The organism is Methanohalobium evestigatum Z-7303 (assembly GCF_000196655.1).
In the GTDB taxonomy this organism is placed as follows: Archaea; Halobacteriota; Methanosarcinia; order Methanosarcinales; family Methanosarcinaceae; genus Methanohalobium; species Methanohalobium evestigatum.
The window spans coordinates 2,124,892-2,143,513 of record NC_014253.1; the positions used below are offsets into that span (position 1 = coordinate 2,124,892).

Below are 18,622 nucleotides of genomic sequence, written 5' to 3' on the forward strand. Positions count from 1 at the left end.
AGATATGATATAAGTTGTGGTTGTTTTTATTTTGCAGAAATCATGGATGTATTTGTAACAGGGTCTTTTTCCACCTGATATACGTAATCAGCAGAATCGATTAAACTTTCGTCATGGGATACTATCAGAATCTGTCCTACTCCAGAATCCCTCATCATATCAATAAGTTTTATAAGCTGGTGGATATGCCCTCTGTCAAGGAAAACAGTCGGTTCATCAAGTATTAGAGGTGGCAATTCTGAACTGCTGGAACTGTTGCTGACACCATATGATAAGAGCCTGTAAATGGCACATCTAAGAACCAGATTGAATATTGCCCGTTCTCCACCACTTAATAGTTTGGGGTCAAGCGGGGTGCCGTCTTTTTCATAAATGGTGAAATTATAATCAGAATCGAGCCGTATATGTGAGTAAGCATTGTTGGAATACATGAAAGTGAATATTTCATTTATCAATGAATCCAGTGCTTTTATATTCTTCTCACGGAGGTTGGCACGGATACGCATATACATATTTTCAAGAGATTCAGAATCTTCATAGACACTATTAAGGTAATTTTTTTTATTTTCCAGATATTGTAAATCTTTGTGCAGGTTGTTCAGGCGGTTAATTTCGTTTTCCAGTCGACCGGCTTCTTTGAGAACGCTGTCTTTATCCTGGTATAATTTATCAATTTCGTTCGTAATGTTTTGATGGGCGCTTTCATATTGTTTGAGTGTTTTTCTCAAACCATCTATGTCAACATCACCCATTTTATCCTTTATTTCTTTTAACCGCTCTCTGCGTTCTGTAATTTGGCTGTCAAGTAGAGATGCGTTATCTTGGTTGCTTTTTATCTTGTATTCCAGCTGATTTATATCGCTCTGGATTTTTTCGTATTCGTTGAGGTTGTTTCGGATATTTTTAACAATATCAAGACTATTCAGAACTTTCTGATGTTCTTTTCCTGCAGTCTCTTCTTTTTGTTTCAGGGTCAATATTTCTTTGTTAAGTTCATCGATTAATCCATTGACTTCCTTTTTGCGGTTTTCAAGTTCATTGATATTTGTTTTTTCCTCTTCTATGTTGTTGTTATAATCTTCTATCTGTTTTTTTAGCGATTCGATTTTGTTCTGGATTATCTGTATCTCATTTTGACTATCGTTGATAGTTTTACTGTATTTTCTGGCGGTTTTTACTTTTTTCAGTCTCTCCTGCACACTTTTTAAATCTTCTCTGGTTTTTGAAAGCTGTTCCTCGAGGGATTTTTTCTGTTTTTCATCCTCTGATGTAGATTCTTCAATGCTGGAGTTTTTCAAATCCTGTCCGCATGTGGGGCATTTACCCTTTTCGAGCAATTTTTTATGTTCGTTTAAACGTTTTTCCACTTCTGATATCGAGGTCTGGAGTTCACGTTCTCTGCCATGAAGGTCTTTTTGCTGGTCGTTTAGAAGCTCCATAGTGTCATCGATGTTGTCCAGTTTATCCTCGGTAAATCCAAGGGATATTGCGTTTTCAAGCGCAGTCTTTTTCTTGTTTTCCCATTCTTTCATGGAAATTTCAAAATTTTCGATTTCTTTTTGAACCGATTCTACGGATTCTTTCTTTTTCTGGATATTTTTATTACTTTCAGTAATCTGTTTGTCAATATCTTTTAAGGTATCATTTTTGAGTTTCAGTTCATTTTCCTTGATAGCCCGGTTACTGGATACAGTATTCAGATTTTCTCTTGCAACCCGTTCTTCTTCTTCCTTTTTATTTACAGTGTTTTCAATGTCATCAATATTGAAATCGATTTGGTTTTCAAGTTCTGAATTTTTATCTTGGAGTTGTTTTAAATACTGGCGCTTTTTGCTGATATCTGCTTTTATATCCTCGATATCCTTATACATCTGGGTTTTTTTGGTGTTGAAATCCTGAATTTCTTCGTTTATCGATTTCTTTTTCTCTTCCAGTTCTGAATAGGTAGTAATACTGTTATTAAGTTCATCGATTTTGGATTTGGCGCTATCTTTTTTCTGATTGAGTTCATCGATTTTGGACTGTATATTTTTGGATTTTTCTCTGAGTTTGTTCAGGTTTTCATAGGGGTTTTCATTTTTAATCTTTTCAATTTCAGACTCTGTGTTTTTGATTCGATTATCCACATCTCTTAAATGCCGTTTTACACCTTTTTTAGCATTGCTGGCTCGTTCTCGATAATGTTCCAGTTTTCCGATTTGTAATAGGTCATCGATCATATTCTGGCGTTCTTTAGGGGTTGCATTAATGAGTATATCAATTTCACCCTGCCTTATGTACACACAATTTCTGTACGCTTCTTCATCCATGTTGAGTAATTTGCAAACAGCATCATAAGTCTGGGTAGCTTGGTCTACCACTATATTACCATTGGATTTAAATACGGATTTAGAATTGTAAGCCCTATCATTTTTAGTATCGTATCTGAAACCCTGCTCGATTATGTATTCATTTCCATTTTGTTCCAGTTCCAGATATATACTGGCTTTTGAAGCACCCTTGCGTATCATATCTGCCAGAACATATTCTTTTGAAAGTGTCCTGCTTCCAAAAAGCCCGGTAAAAAAAGCCTCAAGTAGACTGGATTTTCCACTCCCGTTAGCACCGGATACTACTGATACACCATTGTTAAATGAAAGGTCGAGATATTCATAACTTCTAATGTTTTCGACATATAAACGTTTGAGTTTCATAGATAATCTCCAAGATTGTGCTGTTTGGGTGCGGATTTTTTATGTGTTGCTTTTTTCTTTTGATGTTTTTTATTATCTGTTCTATCTTCAACCCAGTTGTAACCAGAATTCTCTAAAACATTGTTAGGTTTGTTTTTTGTATCATCTTTTATAACGTCTGAAGGTTGTTCTTTATTGTAGTTTTCAGATGATTCGGTTGTTACTGATGTCTGCTCATTTTCAGATTCATTTTTTTTATCGGTTATTGTTCCTGTTTCTATAGGATTATCTTTATTATCCTGACTGTCGTTACTGTGATCCTTACAGGGTTCATTTTGATTCTGGGTTTCAGTATTAGAAGAAGATGGGACAGGGTTTGTGAAATCGATATCTTCAAGTAGTTTTTCCATCTCGTCATCAATTTTTGAATCTATGTTACTTTTAACAATTTTCATATCCCGTACAATTTCATCTACCAGTAATCCGCCTTTTGTAAGGTTCATATTTTTGAGTTCTTCCCTGACAGCTTCGTCTGGGTCTGAAAATGAAACATCCATTGATATCTCGTCCAGTTCATCGCTGCCGGTTCTCAAATCCCTTATTCTTGGGACAAGAGCACCCTGGTTTAACAGATAATCTTCTATTTCACTGTATGATATTGTGATGTTTGGATCACCAGAAATTTCTACAATGGTAACACTGTTTTCGATATTGTATTCTTTAACAGTATTGAAAATATCATCATATGCATTATCTTTGTCTTTTATCGTAACAGGTATAAATTCGAAATCACGAGTTGGGAGATTACGTCTGCTGATATCTATACCTGAATCGTTTATTGTAACAATATTGTAGGAGCGTGTTTCACGTTCTGATGAACTGGTACGTTCGGTACTCCCGCAGTATGTGACCCATGTATTGTTTACGTCTATCTTTTCATGTTTGTGATAATCTCCAAGCAGAATGGCATGTACATCAAATGGAGTATATTCAATCACCTCTTCACAATCCCATTCTCCAAAGGCAAATGGTTTCATGAGTTGATGCATTACAAGAAGGTTGTATTGTGAATTATTAGAATAATTATTAAAAACAGAATAGTCGAAATAGGGGATTTTTGATTTTGGAACACTATCGATTCCAAAGATACTAACCTCGTCTATTTTATAAGGTTCGTATCCGAGCCTTACAGCAATACCCATCTTTTCAAAAAGGTCAAGCCATTGAGTGTGCTGTTTACTTTCATGGTTGCCTACAATAGCCAGAAATGGGATATTCGATGATTTCAAACGTGAAATAATCCTCATAGTTTCCAGTATATCTTCAAGTGTTGGGTTTCTTGAATCAAAAAGGTCTCCAGCGTGTACAACAGCATCAACCTGCATTTCAATGGCGTCATTTATAACAGTGGAAAAAGCATCAAGAAAATCCTGTCGGCGAGATTCGCTCTGGTATTGGCGGTAGCCTATATGTGTATCAGCAGTGTGGAGTAATTTTATTTCACGTCCCATGTTTGATTCTATAGGAATCTCAACACTTTTAAGGTTGATGTATTTTTTCCATTAGCTTACAATAAATTTTAAATGATGAGTGTAATTTTATCCAGATTTTGATACCAGCAGGCTTTTGTATCTTGGATACCAGTCTTTAAAATCCATGACGTAATTGACTCCACAGATTTTGTTTATAAAGATGAAGAAAACCACGATGTCTTTAGCATCGTGGTATGATAAAGAGTCAAAAAAATATAAGTATTTTGCTAAACGATTGTATAATGTATGTATCTGACCCAGAAGAATCATCTCCGTGCTGATAAACAGACCTATGAAACTTTGAAGAGGTTGACCAAGCTGTCCAAGAACCTGTACAATTTCACATTGTATACGATTAGACAATACTTTTTCAACCATGGTAAATATCTCAATAAGAATACTGCTTATCATACGGTTAAAGAGAACGACAACTACAAGCTTCTGCCTTCTCAGGTTGCCCAGAATACAGTGGAAACTGTAGACGGCAGTATGAAATCGTTCTTCAAGCTTCTGGATAAGAAGAGAAAAGGAGAATATGAAAAACCTGTTTCTCTTCCAAAGTATCTGGATAAAGACGGTAACTTCATATGTACGTTCAAGAAAGATCAACTGAAGGTTATCGACGACAATATCAGGTTATCGTTAGGTTTAGATTATTACAGAACTTATGGGATTAAATACCTATACTTCAAAATACCTGACAACATAATAGGTCAATATGAACAGCTTCTATCCCATTTTTTATAAAACTGGTTTGGAATGTATTGTCAAAACTAAATCCTCTGCATAATTTGAAATCAGAATCTGATTGATGAATGGATACTTTTGATGAAAAATATTTTCTGTATAGATTGGATGCACCAAGAAAATGGAAATGTGTGAATATAATCTCATCCATTGGTTTTATGCTGGTGTCAAAACTTGACGGGCAGTCTATCTGATGAATTTTGTTGTCTTTATTTATCTGATATGAAGCGTGTTCGATACCCAGTTTTGGAACAGAACTTAACCTGGTAACAGAATCTGTTACAGGTGTCTCTTGTACATCATAACCTCTTGAACATTTTTCAGCAGTTATGAATTTGTCTTTGGGAGCATTGCAGAAAGGACACCTTTCAGGTAAATATCCAACCATGTTGTAACTGCATACAGTACATACATATTGCTCTTTCAGGTTTATTGTCAATCATATCTCCTCTGATGGAAAAACAGTTTCTATTAATTGGTAATGGTTATAAAATGAAAAGGAAAACTGGAAATTAATCCTCTCTTTCCAACTGCTGTATTATATCGTTTACTGTCAGTTCTCCTTTTGCAACTCTTTTTATCATTGGATATATAAATGAACAATCTTCCATAGCATTCCAGCGCGCTTCCCCCACTCTTCTAACTACTTCATTAAGAATTTTTTCACATTCCTGACAGTATTTACTGTTACTTTCCACTCCGCAAATTTGGCAGTTCATAAGACTCCTCCCTTAATAAATTAAAGTGTACTAATATTTAAATAAATTGTGTTGGGCAGTTATTTATAATAAAAATTTGGAGATTGAATATGGTTAAAGTACTTGGTTTAAGTGGCAGTCCCAGGAAAAAAGGAAACACCGATATATTGCTCGATAATTTTTTAAAAGGAGTTAAGGAGGAAGGAGTTGATACTGAAACAATTCATCTGCGTGATTATGTAATTCAGCCGTGTATAGGATGTGAGCGGTGCCGCAAAGATAAAACCTGCACACGTCTCTATGATGGTGATGGTATGAAGCTTTTATATCCAAAGTTTGAAGAGTCAAAAGGTCTTGTGATGGGTTCTCCTTCACATAATTACAATGTCACATCCTGGATAAAGGCTTTTATCGACCGTCTCTATCCTTATTATAATTTTACTGAGGACAGACCCAGAAACTATTCATCCCGTTTGGAAGGACAGGGTCGAAAAGCGATTGTTTTTGGGATATGCGAACAGCCAGATATGGATGGCATGGGATATACATTGGATGCCATGTCAAAACCACTTGAAACACTGGGGTACAAAATAGAAACAAAGTTCCCAGTAACCAGTTACTTTGATAGGGGAGCTGTATCCAGAGATGAGAAAATATTACAATCAGCCTATCAGGAAGGTCAAAACTTGACCAAGAAATTTGTATAATTTTATTCTATATCTTTAAGCAAAAGAGCACATGAATCAAGGGTACCTGAACCTACAAGAGTGGGTGTTATATCGTGATTTTCCATACTTTCAGCTGTTTTTGGTCCAATTGCCACTGTAATGATATCTTTGACTTCAGAATTTGTAAGTTTTGAAGCTAGAAAAGATTTTGTGCTTGTAAAAACAACACCATCGATTTTTTTATCCACTATATAATCTTTCAATTCATTAGGGGTTTCTACGAGTTCATAACAGAACCCTTCAATAACAGTTGCACCCATTGACTGCAGAGATTGTTTAAGCCCAGAATCAGGTGTATTTGCTCTGGTGATGCCAACAGTTTTGCCTGATACCTTTTCACCAAGATGTGTTGCAAAATGTTCAGAATAGTATGAATCCAGAACTTCTGTGTGGTATCCATACTGGTTTATCTTTTCTGCTGTTTTGGGGCCCACACTGATTATTTTGGTTCTATCAGGAATTTCAGTAGTCCACTTGAAAAATTTGATAACACCAAGTGTACTTGTAAAAATGAGAAAATCTATACACCGCGATTCCAACTTTTTTAGAAGAGTTTGCATAGATGATTTATCAGAAGGCTCACGTGATTGTATGGTGGGTATTAGAATTGCATCAAGTCCATACTTTTTGAAAAGATTGTATGTTCCATCATCTTTTTCATGTAAACGTGTTACGGCAACCTTCATAATTTCATAGGTCATTCTTCATCTTCAATAGGTAGCTTTTCATCAGGTTTAACTCCATAATATTCAGCTCTTGCTTGACCGAAAGGACACCCATTATCTCCAAAAATTTTTAATTCCAGATTTTGTATGGTCTTACAGATTTTATTTCCTGACCTTGCACCTTTGCAGATAATGCAGTACTTTTCACAAAAAACAGGTGGATTTTTTTTATCAGCCAATATAAACCCTCCTTTTGGTTAGCCCCATTTTTATAAAGATAATGAGTTACTATATTTTAATATTTGTCTTAATGTTTCAAAAAATTTTTGGAGCGGTTTTATATAAAAATTTTAATAGTTAATTTAGTCTATGTCGGTTCTTGAAACATTTTTTAATCGTGTGATACCATCTATTTCATCGATAATGTCTGCTACAGCATCAGGTACAAGGTGTCTCCAGTCATTATCCTCAATCATCTTTTTCCGAATTCTTGTGCCTGAATATTGTTCTCTCTGGTACATGGGTGACTGTTTTACAGGTATTCCTGCCTCTTCAAACAGTTGTATTACCAGTGGGTTGTTTGAATATACCACATCAAATAAAGGAGTCCTTGAAAGTACATGAGATACCCATAATGAGTTCTGCTGGATATCTTCGATAGGAAGAGCATAATTTGGAACTTTTTCCTTTTCAAGAGCGTTACGAATCATCATCACTCTTTCACCGGCTGTGAAAGGATCAGATGGACTATGACTTTTCTGGGCACTACCTATTCCTATAACTACTTCATCGACTTCATCGGCGATTCGGTTGATAATAGAATTATGCCCCAGATGGTAGGGCTGGAATCGTCCGATATAAAATGCTCTTTTCCTGTGCATAGTTGAAAATTGTAAAATAAGTTATTTTATTCCACCTGCTTCAAACGAGAATTTTTCACAGGCTTCCAGATAATGTGGTTCATTTTTCTCGTGTTTCATATTGAGCAGTTTTTTGATAAGGTCCATTCCAGGTTCTGGGTTCTCCATTATCTCCAGGTCTTTGCTGGCTTTTTTGAAGTACTTTTCTCCTATATCGGTGCGTATAAGTACACTATTCCAGCCATCAGGGGCACCTACTGAACCTATGGATATGTCTGCATGGACTGCGGTATAGTCACAGCAGTTATGACACGGGTTTCTGGCGTATTCTGCTACAGTAGGGATTTTTACACTGTGTCCTTCACCGTCTTTTGTATATGCCCAGAATTTTCCTTTGGCAAAGTCCATTTTAACGACTTGTTCTATATCAAGCCCGAGAACCTTTGGTATTATATCATTTAACATGGTTTCATGATGGAAACTTTCCATACAGAACAATCCTATTATGACGGCGATTTTATCGTTTATGTTTTCAAATATCAGACGAGCACCATGAGCCTGACAGGGTACACCTACAACAGCAATCCTGTCATAGTCTTTAAATGGTTCTCTAAGGGCAGAAATTACTGAATCATAGGTATATTTTGTACCTGCGGTTTGATCTACCTGTGATGGTTCTGTCATTAACACCAGTTCGGTTTCCCAGTTTTCATTTCTGGTTATGCCTACAACACAATCAATTTCACCCTTGTCCAGCAGGGATTTTAATATAGCAGATGTGACTCCACCGTCCTGCCCGGGTATGCTACTTCTGGCTCCGAAGAACTGCTTGACATTGTACAGTTCATCTTCTACATATCCGTGAATCACCGGGCATACATTACCACAAGCGTAACAATCTTCACATACCGAAGGTGCAGCTCCTTTTTCATACAGTTCCAGATTATTCGGGTCACGTATCTGTGCTTTTTTATCAATTGTTATAGCCCCGACGGGGCATACGGCAGCGCATGCCCCACAGGCTGTACATACATCGTTTTCAATAACATCCAATATTTTTGGGTGCAATCATTTTCCTCCGATAATTTCCTTTCCTATGAGTTTAATGGCTTTCTCTTTTTTGGGACCGATTGGAGAGCCTACAACAATCTGTGTCACACCTGTATTAAACAATTCATCCACTCTCTGTTTGCAGTCTTCAGGTGTACCACATACTGAAAAAGCATTTACCATATCGTCGGTGACCATATCTCCCATCAATGATTTGAAATCACCTTTGGATATTGCGTCACTGATGTTTTTCTTGGCTTCTGGGTCGATACCATGGCGTTCAAGTACCACATCTGGTGAGCCTGCTACAATAAATGCAACAACTACTTTGGCTTCCTGTTTTGCTTTTTCAGCATCTTTATCAATCGAGAAGCATGTGTAGGCTGCGATATCAATATCATTCATATCTCTACCAGCGTTTTCCGCGCCTTCTTTAATTTTGTCAAGAGCGACGTCGAAATCTCTTGGATGGGATCCATTAATCAGTATTCCATCTGCAACTTCTCCTGCGAGCTGTAGCATTTTTGGACCCTGGGCACCCAAGTATATGGGGATGTCTCCAGTCTTAAATGCCATTTTTGCTCCGCCGACTTTGACCATCTCTCCATCAAGAGATACATTTTCTCCTGCGAAATATCCTCTAAGGGCGGTTACAGATTCTTTGGTTGTTGTTAATGGTTTTTCCCATGATATACCCATTGAATCAAAGGTTGCTTTATCTCCTGGACCAATTCCAAGAATTGCTCTGCCACCAGATATTTCGTTTATAGCACCTATACTTGATGCGGTGATTCCTATATTTCTGGTATACGGATTTGTAACACCAGTACCCAGTTTGATGCTGTTGGTATTATTGGCAAGTACTGCCAATGTAGTATATACATCGCGGTTGTTGAAGTGGTCTGTCACCCATACATTATCAAATCCGCTCTGTTCTGCTAATTTTGCATAATGAGCGATTTTAAGTACAGGGTCACTTGGTACAAATTCTATTCCGAATGTCAATTTAGCTCCTCCTATGTTAAAATATATCAATATTGAGGATATTATACATCTTTATATCTTTATTGGTTTTACTATTTTCCTATAATCTGTTTTCTAATTAATAAATACAACCCTTATTATAATACGTACTGTATATAAAAAGTCTTTTAGTAATTAAATCAATTATATATGAATGATATGGTTACGTCATTGTAATTGATAAACTTAGTAACATTAGATAACTAATTTTATTATCAGTTACATTCGTGAGATATACTCACCGGGTGTAACGCTACACCCTCTATCCCATCTAAATCAGGGATTGCTTTTTTCATAATATTATAGGCACCATTTTTCTGTGTTGAGGATGTCCTACTTCGGGTATCTGGAAAAAGTTTTCATAAGATTTTGCTAACCTTATCGCCACGTTTTTCAGAACTGAAGAATAAACAGTTTTCAAAAATGGTTTTTCTTCTTTTAAACGTGGAACCTGGTTTCTCAAGTTGTATTTATTGGTGAGTTTGTTCCTACTACCATTATACTTATAGTCATATTCGACCATGTCGTAAAGATAATTATATAACCAGTTACATATCTTCGATTAACCATCGAGGATATTCTCATCTTCACCGGAGAAATAAGTGTCTAATATTATACAAATTTGTTGTATAATTTGGGAACTGTTTTATTCCCAAATCCCAGAGAATTTGAAAGTTAATTAATAATTGACCAATATACATATATGTTGGCAGCAGCAAACTAATTGATAGTTGTAGGAGGTGATTAATTGGCAGTATCAAGTGTTGGCGAAAAATATGTGTGTGAAATATGCGGCAATGAAGTAGAAGTCACTGTAGTTGGTGGCGGAGTACTGGTATGTTGCGGAGAAGAAATGGAACTGGTTGAATAAATATAAATCATTGGTATACATATACTGTTTAATTGATAAATAAAAAACAAAGGAAGATTCTAATGTTATGTTATGACTGTGCTCAGCAAGGAAAAGATGTCGATACAATAGGTATCTGTATACTCTGTGGAAGAGGCATCTGTAAAGAACATTCGGTACGGGAAGACCTTCCTGTTATGAAAGGCGAATATGACGTGGAATTGGAGTGTGGAATGGGTGTTGAATGTAGTACAAAGGATATGCAGCATTTACCTCAGATGCTTTGTCCAACATGTCATAAAGTAGTCAAGGAGAACTATTAACCGGAGTGATTTTTATGATGAAATGTTATGATTGTATGAATGAAGGTGTAGATAAAGAATCTACAGGTACCTGTACTTTCTGTGGTAAAGGTATTTGTTCTACACATACCAAAAAATTAGAACTTCCCGTATCTGTTGGAACATACCCAAATTTTAAAAGGTTGCCAGAACCGCTTCCAAAATTTGTATGCAATGAATGTGCTGATAATATCATAACTGATAGTTTTGATTAAATGATTGATAAAGGGGAGGATATAAAATGACAGATGAAAAAGAAGAACATCTTGAACCAGATGACTTATTAAAAGAAATGGGCGAAAAGATAGGATATACACCACATATACTGGAGATACTTGGTGAACTTGATCCTGACCATCTCACAAGATATAACGCCTGCAACAAAAGGATTTTATCAGATGGCGAGATACCATCAAAATATAAAGTCCTTATGGCACTTGCAGTAGTTGCATCCAAACAATGTGAAAGATGCGCCCAGACACAGATGATAAATGCCATTAATCACGGTGCAACCAAAGAAGAAATCATGGAAACCATGGATGTAATAGGGATAACTTCGGGTGCTCCTGCTGTAGCTGCCTGTAGGGACGCACTGAAATTACTACAGAAAGAAACAGAATAAAATACCGATTTCAGTTAAATCCTTACGGTGTTACAAATAACAAATGCCGTTTGTATTTAACCTATCCTTTACTACATTTCTATTTTGTTTTTGTTTATTATGGGGGGAACTAAATTATCAGAACAATATTTGCTCCGATTTTTTTGGTATTGTTCATTTTATTATTGTCTCCTGTAGTTTTTGCGGCAGAACCAACAGGTCATGGGCAGGTCTCGTCCGACCAGTTTAAAGAATCATCCCGATGTTCCACCTGCCATGGAATAACTCACAGTCAATGGGACGGTAGTATGCATTCGAATGCATACATAGACCCCTTCTATCAAAAAGAATACCAGGTTGCAAGTGAAGATACAAATGGAAAGACAGATAAATACTGTCTGCGCTGTCACACTCCTATAGGAGTTGCCTCTGGGGAAGCGCCGGGTGAAGAACTGAGCGATGTATCCAGAGAAGGGGTACAGTGTGATTTCTGTCACAGTGTTTCAGGAAATGCAGGAATAGGTACATCAAGTGCACCGTTCATCCTGTCACCAGGCGAAATCCAGAGGGGACCTTTAAAAGAATCCGAATCCACATATCATGATACCAAATATTCCATACTTCACACAAAATCTGAATTCTGTGGAATGTGCCATTATGTAAAAAATTCCAATGGAGTTCTTGTTGATGATACCTACAAGGTATGGAAGAACAGTTCATATTCTTCAGAAGGTACACAGTGTCAGGATTGTCATATGTCTCCCGGAATAACAAATTTTGAAATCAATCCGGGAAGGTCTGCAACAGGGGCACCTAAAAGAGACCATATTTCACTTCATTATTTTGCTGGTGCCAATGCATTTGTTACTGACATACTTGATGAGGAAACTCACAGAAAAAGAGCAATAGAACGTTTGGGAAAAGCAACTACTATGGAACTGAAATCCCCTGTAAACGCGAGTAAAAACGAAACTGTAAATGTAGAAGTAGCAATAACTAATTCAGGTGCGGGTCATAAAATCCCTACAGGGGTTTCTGAAATAAGACAGATGTGGACACGAATCTCAGTAACCGATGGGAATGGAAACCGAATATACCATACGGGTTTGATGGATAAACAAGGTAATATTGAGTCTGGGACTCATATATTTAACATGGTTCTTGGTAACAGTAAAGGGAAACAAACCCTGAAATTCTGGAACGCTGAAACTATTTTGTCTGATGACAGGATACCACCAGAAGAAACAGTTGTTCAAAAACATAATTTTTCAATCCCTGCAGATGTAGAATATCCAATAACTGTTAATGCAAAACTACAATATCGTTCAGCACCTCAGGATGTGATAGATAGATTGTTTGGTCGGGGTACACATAAAGTACCAGTAGTAACCATGAACGAAAAAACCAGTCTTATAAGAGACCCAAACGCTTCTCGAGGCTCTTCAGTTACGCCAGGATTTGGAGTAGATGTTTTGATATTAATTTTTTCAATATTGGTGGTAATACTTTATTATAGAAACCATAAAAAGAGGGAATGATAAATATGTCTGATGATAATAATACTATAAAACTGCTGGGTATATCAGGCAGTCCCAGAAAAAAAGCTACTGATTATATAATCCGGGAAGCTTTAAAGCATGCTGAAGAAAAATATTCGGCAGAGACAGATTATTTTTCTGCCAGTGGAAAGGAATTAAAGTTTTGCATCCATTGTGATTATTGTATAAGGACTCAGAAAGGGTGCATCCATGAAGATGATATAGTAGACCTCTACGAAAAGATGAAGTGGGCAGATGCATGGATTATAGGAACCCCTGCCTATCAGGGTACACTCAGTGCCCAGACCAAGACTATAATGGACAGATGTCGTGCGGTTGTTGCTCAAGACCCTAAAGTTTTTTTAAATAAAGTTGGAGCAGCTGCAGCAGTAGGTGGCGATCGTGTAGGAGGTCAGGAGCCTGCAATACAGGCAATTCACAATTTTTATGTAATCAATGAAATGCTGCCTGTGTCTGGAGGGTCGTTTGGGTCAAATCTTGGCGGTACATTCTGGTCAAAAGATAAAGGTGGAGAAGTAGTGGGCGAAGATGAAGAAGGTCTCAGAGGTCTAAGAAGGACGGTAAAAAAATTGGTTAAAACTGCAATTCTTATGAAACAGGTTGAAAAGCAGGATTAAACGGAGAACAACATGGAATTTAGTGAACCGGTAACTAAGGTCATACAGAGAACTCATGATGTAAAAAGTTTCAGGTTCAATAGACCGGAGGGATTCGATTATAAAGCCGGACAATATGTCTTTATAACAATTCCTGTAAATGGAGAAATGGTACGCAAACCGTTTACCCTCTCCAGCAGTCCTACTGAAAAGAACCACCTTGAATTTACCAAAAAGCTCACAGGTCATGAATATTCCAATGTACTTGATTCAATGGGTTCAGGCGACCTTTTAAAAATTGATGGACCTTACGGGAAAATGACATTTGAAGGTGAGTATGAAAAAATAGCCCTTCTTTCCGGTGGAATAGGTATAACACCTATGATAAGTATCTGCAAATACTGTACTGATTTAAACCTTGATACCAGTATTACTCTTGTAAGCAGCTATAAAACCGAAGATGACATTGTATTTTATAGTGAACTGGAAAACCTTCAGAAACTGAATGAGAACCTGAAAGTGGTTATTACTCTGACAAGGGCATCCAGTGAATGGTAGGGTTGCAGAGAACATATTTGTGAAAATTTAATAACAAGAGAAATACCAGATTTTAAAGACCATATGTATTATCTATGTGGTCCACCAGGCATGGTGAATTCGGTAGTATCATTGCTGGAAAATCTTGATATCCCTCGTAAAAAAGTTAAAAAAGAACTATTTACAGGTTATTAAATATAAAATTATTCAAATTTATATAGTTTGTCTGGAGTTTAAAAATGGAGTTTGAAAATGAAAAATTTGAAAGGAACCCAGACAGAAAAAAATTTGCTGGCAGCATTTGCAGGTGAATCACAGGCACGCAACAGATATGCCTATTTTGCATCACAGGCAAAAAAGGAAGGATATGAACAAATAGCAGCGTTGTTCACAGAAACAGCAGAAAATGAAAAAGAGCATGGTAAAAGGCTTTTTAAGTTTTTGGAGGGAGGAGATACAGAAATAACAGCCACATATCCTTCAGGTGTAATCGGAAATACGCTACAAAATCTTGAATCTGCAGCAAATGGTGAAAATTATGAAAACACCCAAATGTATCCTGAATTTGCAGATATTGCTGAAACAGAGAGATTTCCTGAAATTGCATCAGTGATGAGAAATATAGCAGTTGCAGAGAAGGGACATGAAGACCGATTCCGTGCATTAATGGATAACATTAATAATGGACAAGTATTTAAAAAGGATGAAACAGTAATATGGAAATGCAGGAATTGTGGCTATCTTCATGAAGAAATGGCTGCACCAGAGGTATGCCCTGCATGTGCGCATCCACAGGCTTATTTTGAACTGTGGACAAAGAATTATTAATTGATTAAGGGAGTGTGATTATGGTAAAGAAAAACCGAATAGCATGGGGTATCACAGGTTCAGGTGACCTCATAAAGGAAACATACAATACAATGGTTGATATTAAATCCAAATCCGACATTGAAACAATGGTATTTCTTTCTAAGGAAGGCGAGACAGTAATGAAATGGTATCAAATGTGGGACAGTATCCAGAAAGATTTTCCCAATTACAAAACTGAAAATGGACCCAACTCGCCTTTTATAGTCGGACCGTTGCAGGTAGGTCATTATGATGCACTGGTTATAGCACCTGCTACATCAAATACAGTAGCCAAAATTGTTTATGGTATAGCAGATACACTTGTAACAAATACAGTGGCACAAACTGCAAAGGGTCAAACCCCTATCTATATGCTACCTGTTGACCAGAAACGTGGGTCTTTGAAATCCTATGCTCCTGGTGGGAGGGAGCTTGAACTCAAAATGCGGGAAATCGATGTATCCAACACCGAGAAACTTGCACAGATGGAAAACATACATATATTGAAAAGTTCTGAAGAGCTCTATGACATACTCGGTGTGCAAAAATAAATAACAATTCTTTTACCTTATTTTTTTCAGGTAAATGTATATCCCTCTTTTTTGTAGATATTAGGGATATTCTTCATAAAACAAGGATTAGAAATTTTATCAAGCGCGTTATATGTGGCAATTGTCGCGATAACACTGTCCAGTGCATCCCCTTCCTTGTCCTTTATTGCGGATTCTTTAACCTTTGGAGACAAATTGAATCTGCTGTTAAAATATTCAACTATCTTCATACGGGATTTTTGTTCTTTTTCTGTTTTGCCTTTGTAGGGTATGTAAAGTTGTTTCTGTTTTAATGTGCAGGCAGGACAGATTTCTATCAACCATGACTTTTCATTATTGAGGGATTCCATAGGAGGTATGGATACCTGATTTTCTCTTATCAGGGGATATATGATATCTCTGATTCCGTAAAAGGTCTGTTTGTATAGTCGCAGATTGTAAACACAGAAAGGGGCTTTTTTATCAATATCTGTGTTCCTTTTTAATTCTTTAAATCCGGTTTTTCTAAGACATGAATTTCTAAAACCTTCAGGACTATTGAACATATACGCAAAATTTTTGGTGTAGTATTTCCAGTCATATCCATCCATAATTGTTTCTGGTACACCAAACGGCACATCCAGACCAAAAACAACATTGATGTTTTCAGCAATAAAATCCTTAAGAACAGTGTGGCATGAATACCTGTCTTTTTTTTGATTATTATCCAGAAAATCAGATATTTGCCAGCAATTATTAATTAAAAGGTTGTTGTCTTGGATAACTCCCTCACTAATCCATATTTTTTTACAGGCGTTTTTTGCACCACTAAAATCTACACCGTATACTTTTGTTCTGGGTTTGTTTGACATTTGTAACTTAATAATTCCGTCTTCCATCGATGAAGTCATTTGTCATATTATAGGCTTCATCATCTGAATACTGGATTGGTGGATGTTTCATAAAGTATGCAGAGGGTGAATACAGTATTCCGCCCTGATTTCTATCGATAGCAAGTTTACAGCACCTTATAGCATCAATAACAACGCCACCTGAATTTGGTGAATCTTCTACAGACAACCTCATTTCAAGATTCATTGGAACATCTCCAAATAATCGCCCTTCCATTCTCAGGAAACAAACTTTGTTGTCCTTTTGCCATGCTACATAATCACTTGGTCCCACATGTATGTTGTCATCATCAAGTGGTTCATCAAGAACTGACTGAACTGCTTCTGTTTTGGACTTTTTTTTGGAATTGAGTCTGTCCCTATTAAGCATGTTCAAAAAATCAGTGTTTCCACCAGTGTTTAATTGATATGTTCTGTCTATTTTAACTCCGCGGTTCTGGAATAGATGGGACAGTGTCCTGTGGACGATTGTAGCACCAATCTGTGCCTTGATATCATCACCGATTATGGGAATATTTTTCTCATTGAACCTTTCCGACCATTCAGGGTTACTTGCAATAAACACCGGCATACTGTTTATAAAAGCAACACCTGCTTCAAGTGCACATTCAGCATAGAAACGAGTTGCTTCTTCAGAACCTACAGGCAGGTAATTAACAAGCATTTCAGCGCCTGAGTCCTTGAGTGCTTTTACAACGCCATCTTTATCCAATTCTTTTTCATTGCTGAGAACAAAAGCATTATTGTCACTATAGTTTTCCATGTGGTCTGAATATCCATCAAGTATTTTTCCCATTTTTACTCTAACACCAGATTTAGGAACATCATCACAGAAGATGGTAGTACAGTTTGGCGCTTCAAAAATAGCATCAGAAATATCTTTTCCTACTTTCCTTTCATCAATATCAAAAGCTTCTACAACTTCAATATCAGATGGTTTATATCCTCCAATTTCCCAGTGCATCAGACCAATGGCTTCTTTATCATCGTTATTTTTGTAATACTCGATACCCTGAATCAATGAACTCGCACAGTTGCCAATCCCTGCAATTGCGATTTTGATTTTGTCCATCACATTACCTCTTAATTACAATAATTATTATACAGAAAAATGTCTCTTTTTATAAATGTTATCCAATCCCTTTAATGTTGACAGTTAAATAAAAAGTTTTCTAAATCGAAAAATTTATCAAACAATTTTTAACCGCAGATAAAAGAATGATAAATTGCATGTGGAAAGGTATTTAAATTTATAATTCTATCCATAATAACGGGAGATGTGTGGCTTTTAAATCCACATATAGCGCTTATAATTAACAATATTTTTCTTATAAATTCTGAACCAAGCTTACATGTAAAACTTGAAGGTGAGATATATGACTAACATCTTGGATGAAATAAATGAAGACCTTAATAACATAGAATCAATCGAAGAAGCAATTGATATGGCAATAAGCCTTGAACAGCAGGGAAGAGAATTTTATCTTGAAAAAGCATCCCAGATTAAAAATCCCGGTGTAAAGGATATGTATGAATATCTGGCAGATGAAGAAAAAAAACATGAGCAATATTTACAGCAATTCAAAAAGGATAAGCAAGTATCCCCTGTTGTAGAGGAAGAAAAAGCTCCGGATTTCAAGGTGTCATTTTCTTCAGAATTTGATGATAGGCTGGATGAAATAGGGGTACTTCTCGGTGCTTTGCGGCTTGAGAGAAAGAGTGAAGATTTTTATAAACAACTTGCTGAAATGACCGGTGATATGGAACAAAAGCAGTTTTTTAAAAATATTGCATCTGTTGAAAGGGGACATTACGAATTAATCGATGGTATTCTGGACAATGCAACTGGTTTTAGAATGCAGACATGATGTAG

Annotated in this window: 23 protein-coding genes and 1 pseudogene; 12 read left to right on the forward strand and 12 right to left on the reverse strand. The window is 36.6% G+C overall.

From position 1 onward, the window contains the following. Nucleotides 1-26: 26 nt before the first annotated feature. Both METEV_RS10665 and METEV_RS10670 read right to left on the reverse strand, forming a co-directional pair. Nucleotides 27-2,693: an AAA family ATPase gene (locus METEV_RS10665; RefSeq protein WP_013195521.1), complete on the reverse strand. Its 2,667-nt coding sequence runs from the start codon at nucleotides 2,691-2,693 to the stop codon at nucleotides 27-29. Further along, a complete protein-coding gene (locus tag METEV_RS10670) occupies nucleotides 2,690-4,183 on the reverse strand; it encodes a metallophosphoesterase family protein (RefSeq protein WP_013195522.1) in 1,494 nt (497 codons plus the stop codon). Before METEV_RS10670 ends, METEV_RS10665 begins: the two co-directional genes overlap by 4 nt. 267 nt (nucleotides 4,184-4,450) lie before the next feature. Here METEV_RS10670 and METEV_RS12125 point away from each other — a divergent pair. Beyond that, nucleotides 4,451-4,924 (forward strand): annotated as a pseudogene (locus METEV_RS12125) (RNA-guided endonuclease InsQ/TnpB family protein); the annotation flags it as partial. Here METEV_RS12125 and METEV_RS10680 read toward each other — a convergent pair. Together METEV_RS10680 and METEV_RS10685 are read right to left on the reverse strand one after the other, a co-directional pair. Beyond that, complete coding sequence (locus METEV_RS10680) at nucleotides 4,893-5,390, reverse strand: rubredoxin-like domain-containing protein (RefSeq protein WP_013195524.1); 498 nt, start codon at nucleotides 5,388-5,390, stop codon at nucleotides 4,893-4,895. The pseudogene METEV_RS12125 and the gene METEV_RS10680 sit on opposite strands and share 32 nt — an antisense overlap. Before the next feature lie 73 nt (nucleotides 5,391-5,463). Further along, complete coding sequence (locus tag METEV_RS10685; RefSeq protein ID WP_013195525.1) at nucleotides 5,464-5,670, reverse strand: hypothetical protein; 207 nt, start codon at nucleotides 5,668-5,670, stop codon at nucleotides 5,464-5,466. Nucleotides 5,671-5,759: 89 nt separating this feature from the next. Here METEV_RS10685 and METEV_RS10690 point away from each other — a divergent pair, with 89 nt between their 5' ends. Further along, nucleotides 5,760-6,356 (forward strand): flavodoxin family protein, encoded by a 597-nt coding sequence (locus METEV_RS10690; protein WP_013195526.1) that lies wholly within the window; start codon nucleotides 5,760-5,762, stop codon nucleotides 6,354-6,356. 2 nt (nucleotides 6,357-6,358) lie between these two features. On the opposite strand, the gene METEV_RS10695 is transcribed toward METEV_RS10690, so the two are convergent. From METEV_RS10695 to METEV_RS10720, 6 genes are all read right to left on the reverse strand, one after another. Continuing rightward, nucleotides 6,359-7,078 carry a uroporphyrinogen-III synthase gene (locus tag METEV_RS10695; RefSeq protein ID WP_013195527.1) on the reverse strand — a complete coding sequence of 240 codons (720 nt, stop codon included), beginning with the start codon at nucleotides 7,076-7,078 and terminating at the stop codon, nucleotides 6,359-6,361. Next, nucleotides 7,075-7,281, reverse strand: coding sequence for a hypothetical protein (locus tag METEV_RS10700; RefSeq protein ID WP_013195528.1), 207 nt, complete (start codon nucleotides 7,279-7,281; stop codon nucleotides 7,075-7,077). The genes METEV_RS10695 and METEV_RS10700 overlap by 4 nt, the downstream gene beginning before the upstream one ends. Before the next feature lie 123 nt (nucleotides 7,282-7,404). Next, nucleotides 7,405-7,923 (reverse strand): nicotinamide-nucleotide adenylyltransferase, encoded by a 519-nt coding sequence (locus tag METEV_RS10705; RefSeq protein WP_013195529.1) that lies wholly within the window; start codon nucleotides 7,921-7,923, stop codon nucleotides 7,405-7,407. Nucleotides 7,924-7,944: 21 nt separating this feature from the next. After that, nucleotides 7,945-8,970, reverse strand: a complete 1,026-nt coding sequence (gene fpoF, locus METEV_RS10710; protein ID WP_013195530.1) for a F420H2 dehydrogenase subunit FpoF — start codon at nucleotides 8,968-8,970, stop codon at nucleotides 7,945-7,947. After that, complete coding sequence (gene mer / locus METEV_RS10715) at nucleotides 8,971-9,957, reverse strand: 5,10-methylenetetrahydromethanopterin reductase (RefSeq protein WP_013195531.1); 987 nt, start codon at nucleotides 9,955-9,957, stop codon at nucleotides 8,971-8,973. A 310-nt stretch (nucleotides 9,958-10,267) separates the two neighbouring features. Continuing rightward, complete coding sequence (locus tag METEV_RS10720) at nucleotides 10,268-10,498, reverse strand: hypothetical protein (RefSeq protein ID WP_013195532.1); 231 nt, start codon at nucleotides 10,496-10,498, stop codon at nucleotides 10,268-10,270. A 225-nt stretch (nucleotides 10,499-10,723) separates the two neighbouring features. Here METEV_RS10720 and METEV_RS10725 point away from each other — a divergent pair, with 225 nt between their 5' ends. The 9 genes from METEV_RS10725 (at nucleotide 10,724) to afpA (ending at nucleotide 15,859) form a co-directional block, all read left to right on the forward strand. Beyond that, nucleotides 10,724-10,846, forward strand: a complete 123-nt coding sequence (locus METEV_RS10725; RefSeq protein WP_013195533.1) for a desulfoferrodoxin dfx domain-containing protein — start codon at nucleotides 10,724-10,726, stop codon at nucleotides 10,844-10,846. Nucleotides 10,847-10,908: 62 nt separating this feature from the next. Next, complete coding sequence (locus tag METEV_RS10730; RefSeq protein ID WP_013195534.1) at nucleotides 10,909-11,148, forward strand: DUF2180 family protein; 240 nt, start codon at nucleotides 10,909-10,911, stop codon at nucleotides 11,146-11,148. Nucleotides 11,149-11,162: 14 nt separating this feature from the next. Further along, the gene (locus METEV_RS10735; protein WP_013195535.1) at nucleotides 11,163-11,381 is read left to right on the forward strand and encodes a DUF2180 family protein; all 219 of its coding nucleotides are present in this window, start codon (nucleotides 11,163-11,165) and stop codon (nucleotides 11,379-11,381) included. Between the two features lie 26 nt (nucleotides 11,382-11,407). Then, a complete protein-coding gene (locus METEV_RS10740; RefSeq protein ID WP_013195536.1) occupies nucleotides 11,408-11,788 on the forward strand; it encodes a carboxymuconolactone decarboxylase family protein in 381 nt (126 codons plus the stop codon). Between the two features lie 143 nt (nucleotides 11,789-11,931). After that, nucleotides 11,932-13,305 (forward strand): multiheme c-type cytochrome, encoded by a 1,374-nt coding sequence (locus tag METEV_RS10745; RefSeq protein ID WP_157197344.1) that lies wholly within the window; start codon nucleotides 11,932-11,934, stop codon nucleotides 13,303-13,305. A gap of 5 nt (nucleotides 13,306-13,310) precedes the next feature. Continuing rightward, a complete protein-coding gene (locus tag METEV_RS10750; RefSeq protein WP_013195538.1) occupies nucleotides 13,311-13,943 on the forward strand; it encodes a flavodoxin family protein in 633 nt (210 codons plus the stop codon). A 12-nt stretch (nucleotides 13,944-13,955) separates the two neighbouring features. Next, nucleotides 13,956-14,480 (forward strand): FAD-binding oxidoreductase, encoded by a 525-nt coding sequence (locus METEV_RS10755; RefSeq protein ID WP_332258415.1) that lies wholly within the window; start codon nucleotides 13,956-13,958, stop codon nucleotides 14,478-14,480. A gap of 231 nt (nucleotides 14,481-14,711) precedes the next feature. Continuing rightward, nucleotides 14,712-15,287 carry a rubrerythrin gene (rbr, locus tag METEV_RS10760; RefSeq protein ID WP_013195540.1) on the forward strand — a complete coding sequence of 192 codons (576 nt, stop codon included), beginning with the start codon at nucleotides 14,712-14,714 and terminating at the stop codon, nucleotides 15,285-15,287. A 20-nt stretch (nucleotides 15,288-15,307) separates the two neighbouring features. Then, entirely contained in the window at nucleotides 15,308-15,859 is a 552-nt protein-coding gene (gene afpA, locus METEV_RS10765; protein ID WP_013195541.1) for an archaeoflavoprotein AfpA, read from the forward strand. Between the two features lie 26 nt (nucleotides 15,860-15,885). Here afpA and METEV_RS10770 read toward each other — a convergent pair whose 3' ends face one another. After that, on the reverse strand, nucleotides 15,886-16,749 hold the full coding sequence (locus METEV_RS10770) for a hypothetical protein (RefSeq protein WP_013195542.1): 864 nt from the start codon (nucleotides 16,747-16,749) through the stop codon (nucleotides 15,886-15,888). Beyond that, a complete protein-coding gene (locus tag METEV_RS10775) occupies nucleotides 16,718-17,821 on the reverse strand; it encodes an inositol-3-phosphate synthase (protein WP_013195543.1) in 1,104 nt (367 codons plus the stop codon). Before METEV_RS10775 ends, METEV_RS10770 begins: the two co-directional genes overlap by 32 nt. 304 nt (nucleotides 17,822-18,125) lie before the next feature. On the opposite strand from METEV_RS10775, the gene METEV_RS10780 reads away from it, so the two are divergent. After that, nucleotides 18,126-18,617 (forward strand): ferritin family protein, encoded by a 492-nt coding sequence (locus METEV_RS10780; protein ID WP_013195544.1) that lies wholly within the window; start codon nucleotides 18,126-18,128, stop codon nucleotides 18,615-18,617. The last annotated feature ends 5 nt before the right edge of the window (nucleotides 18,618-18,622 follow it).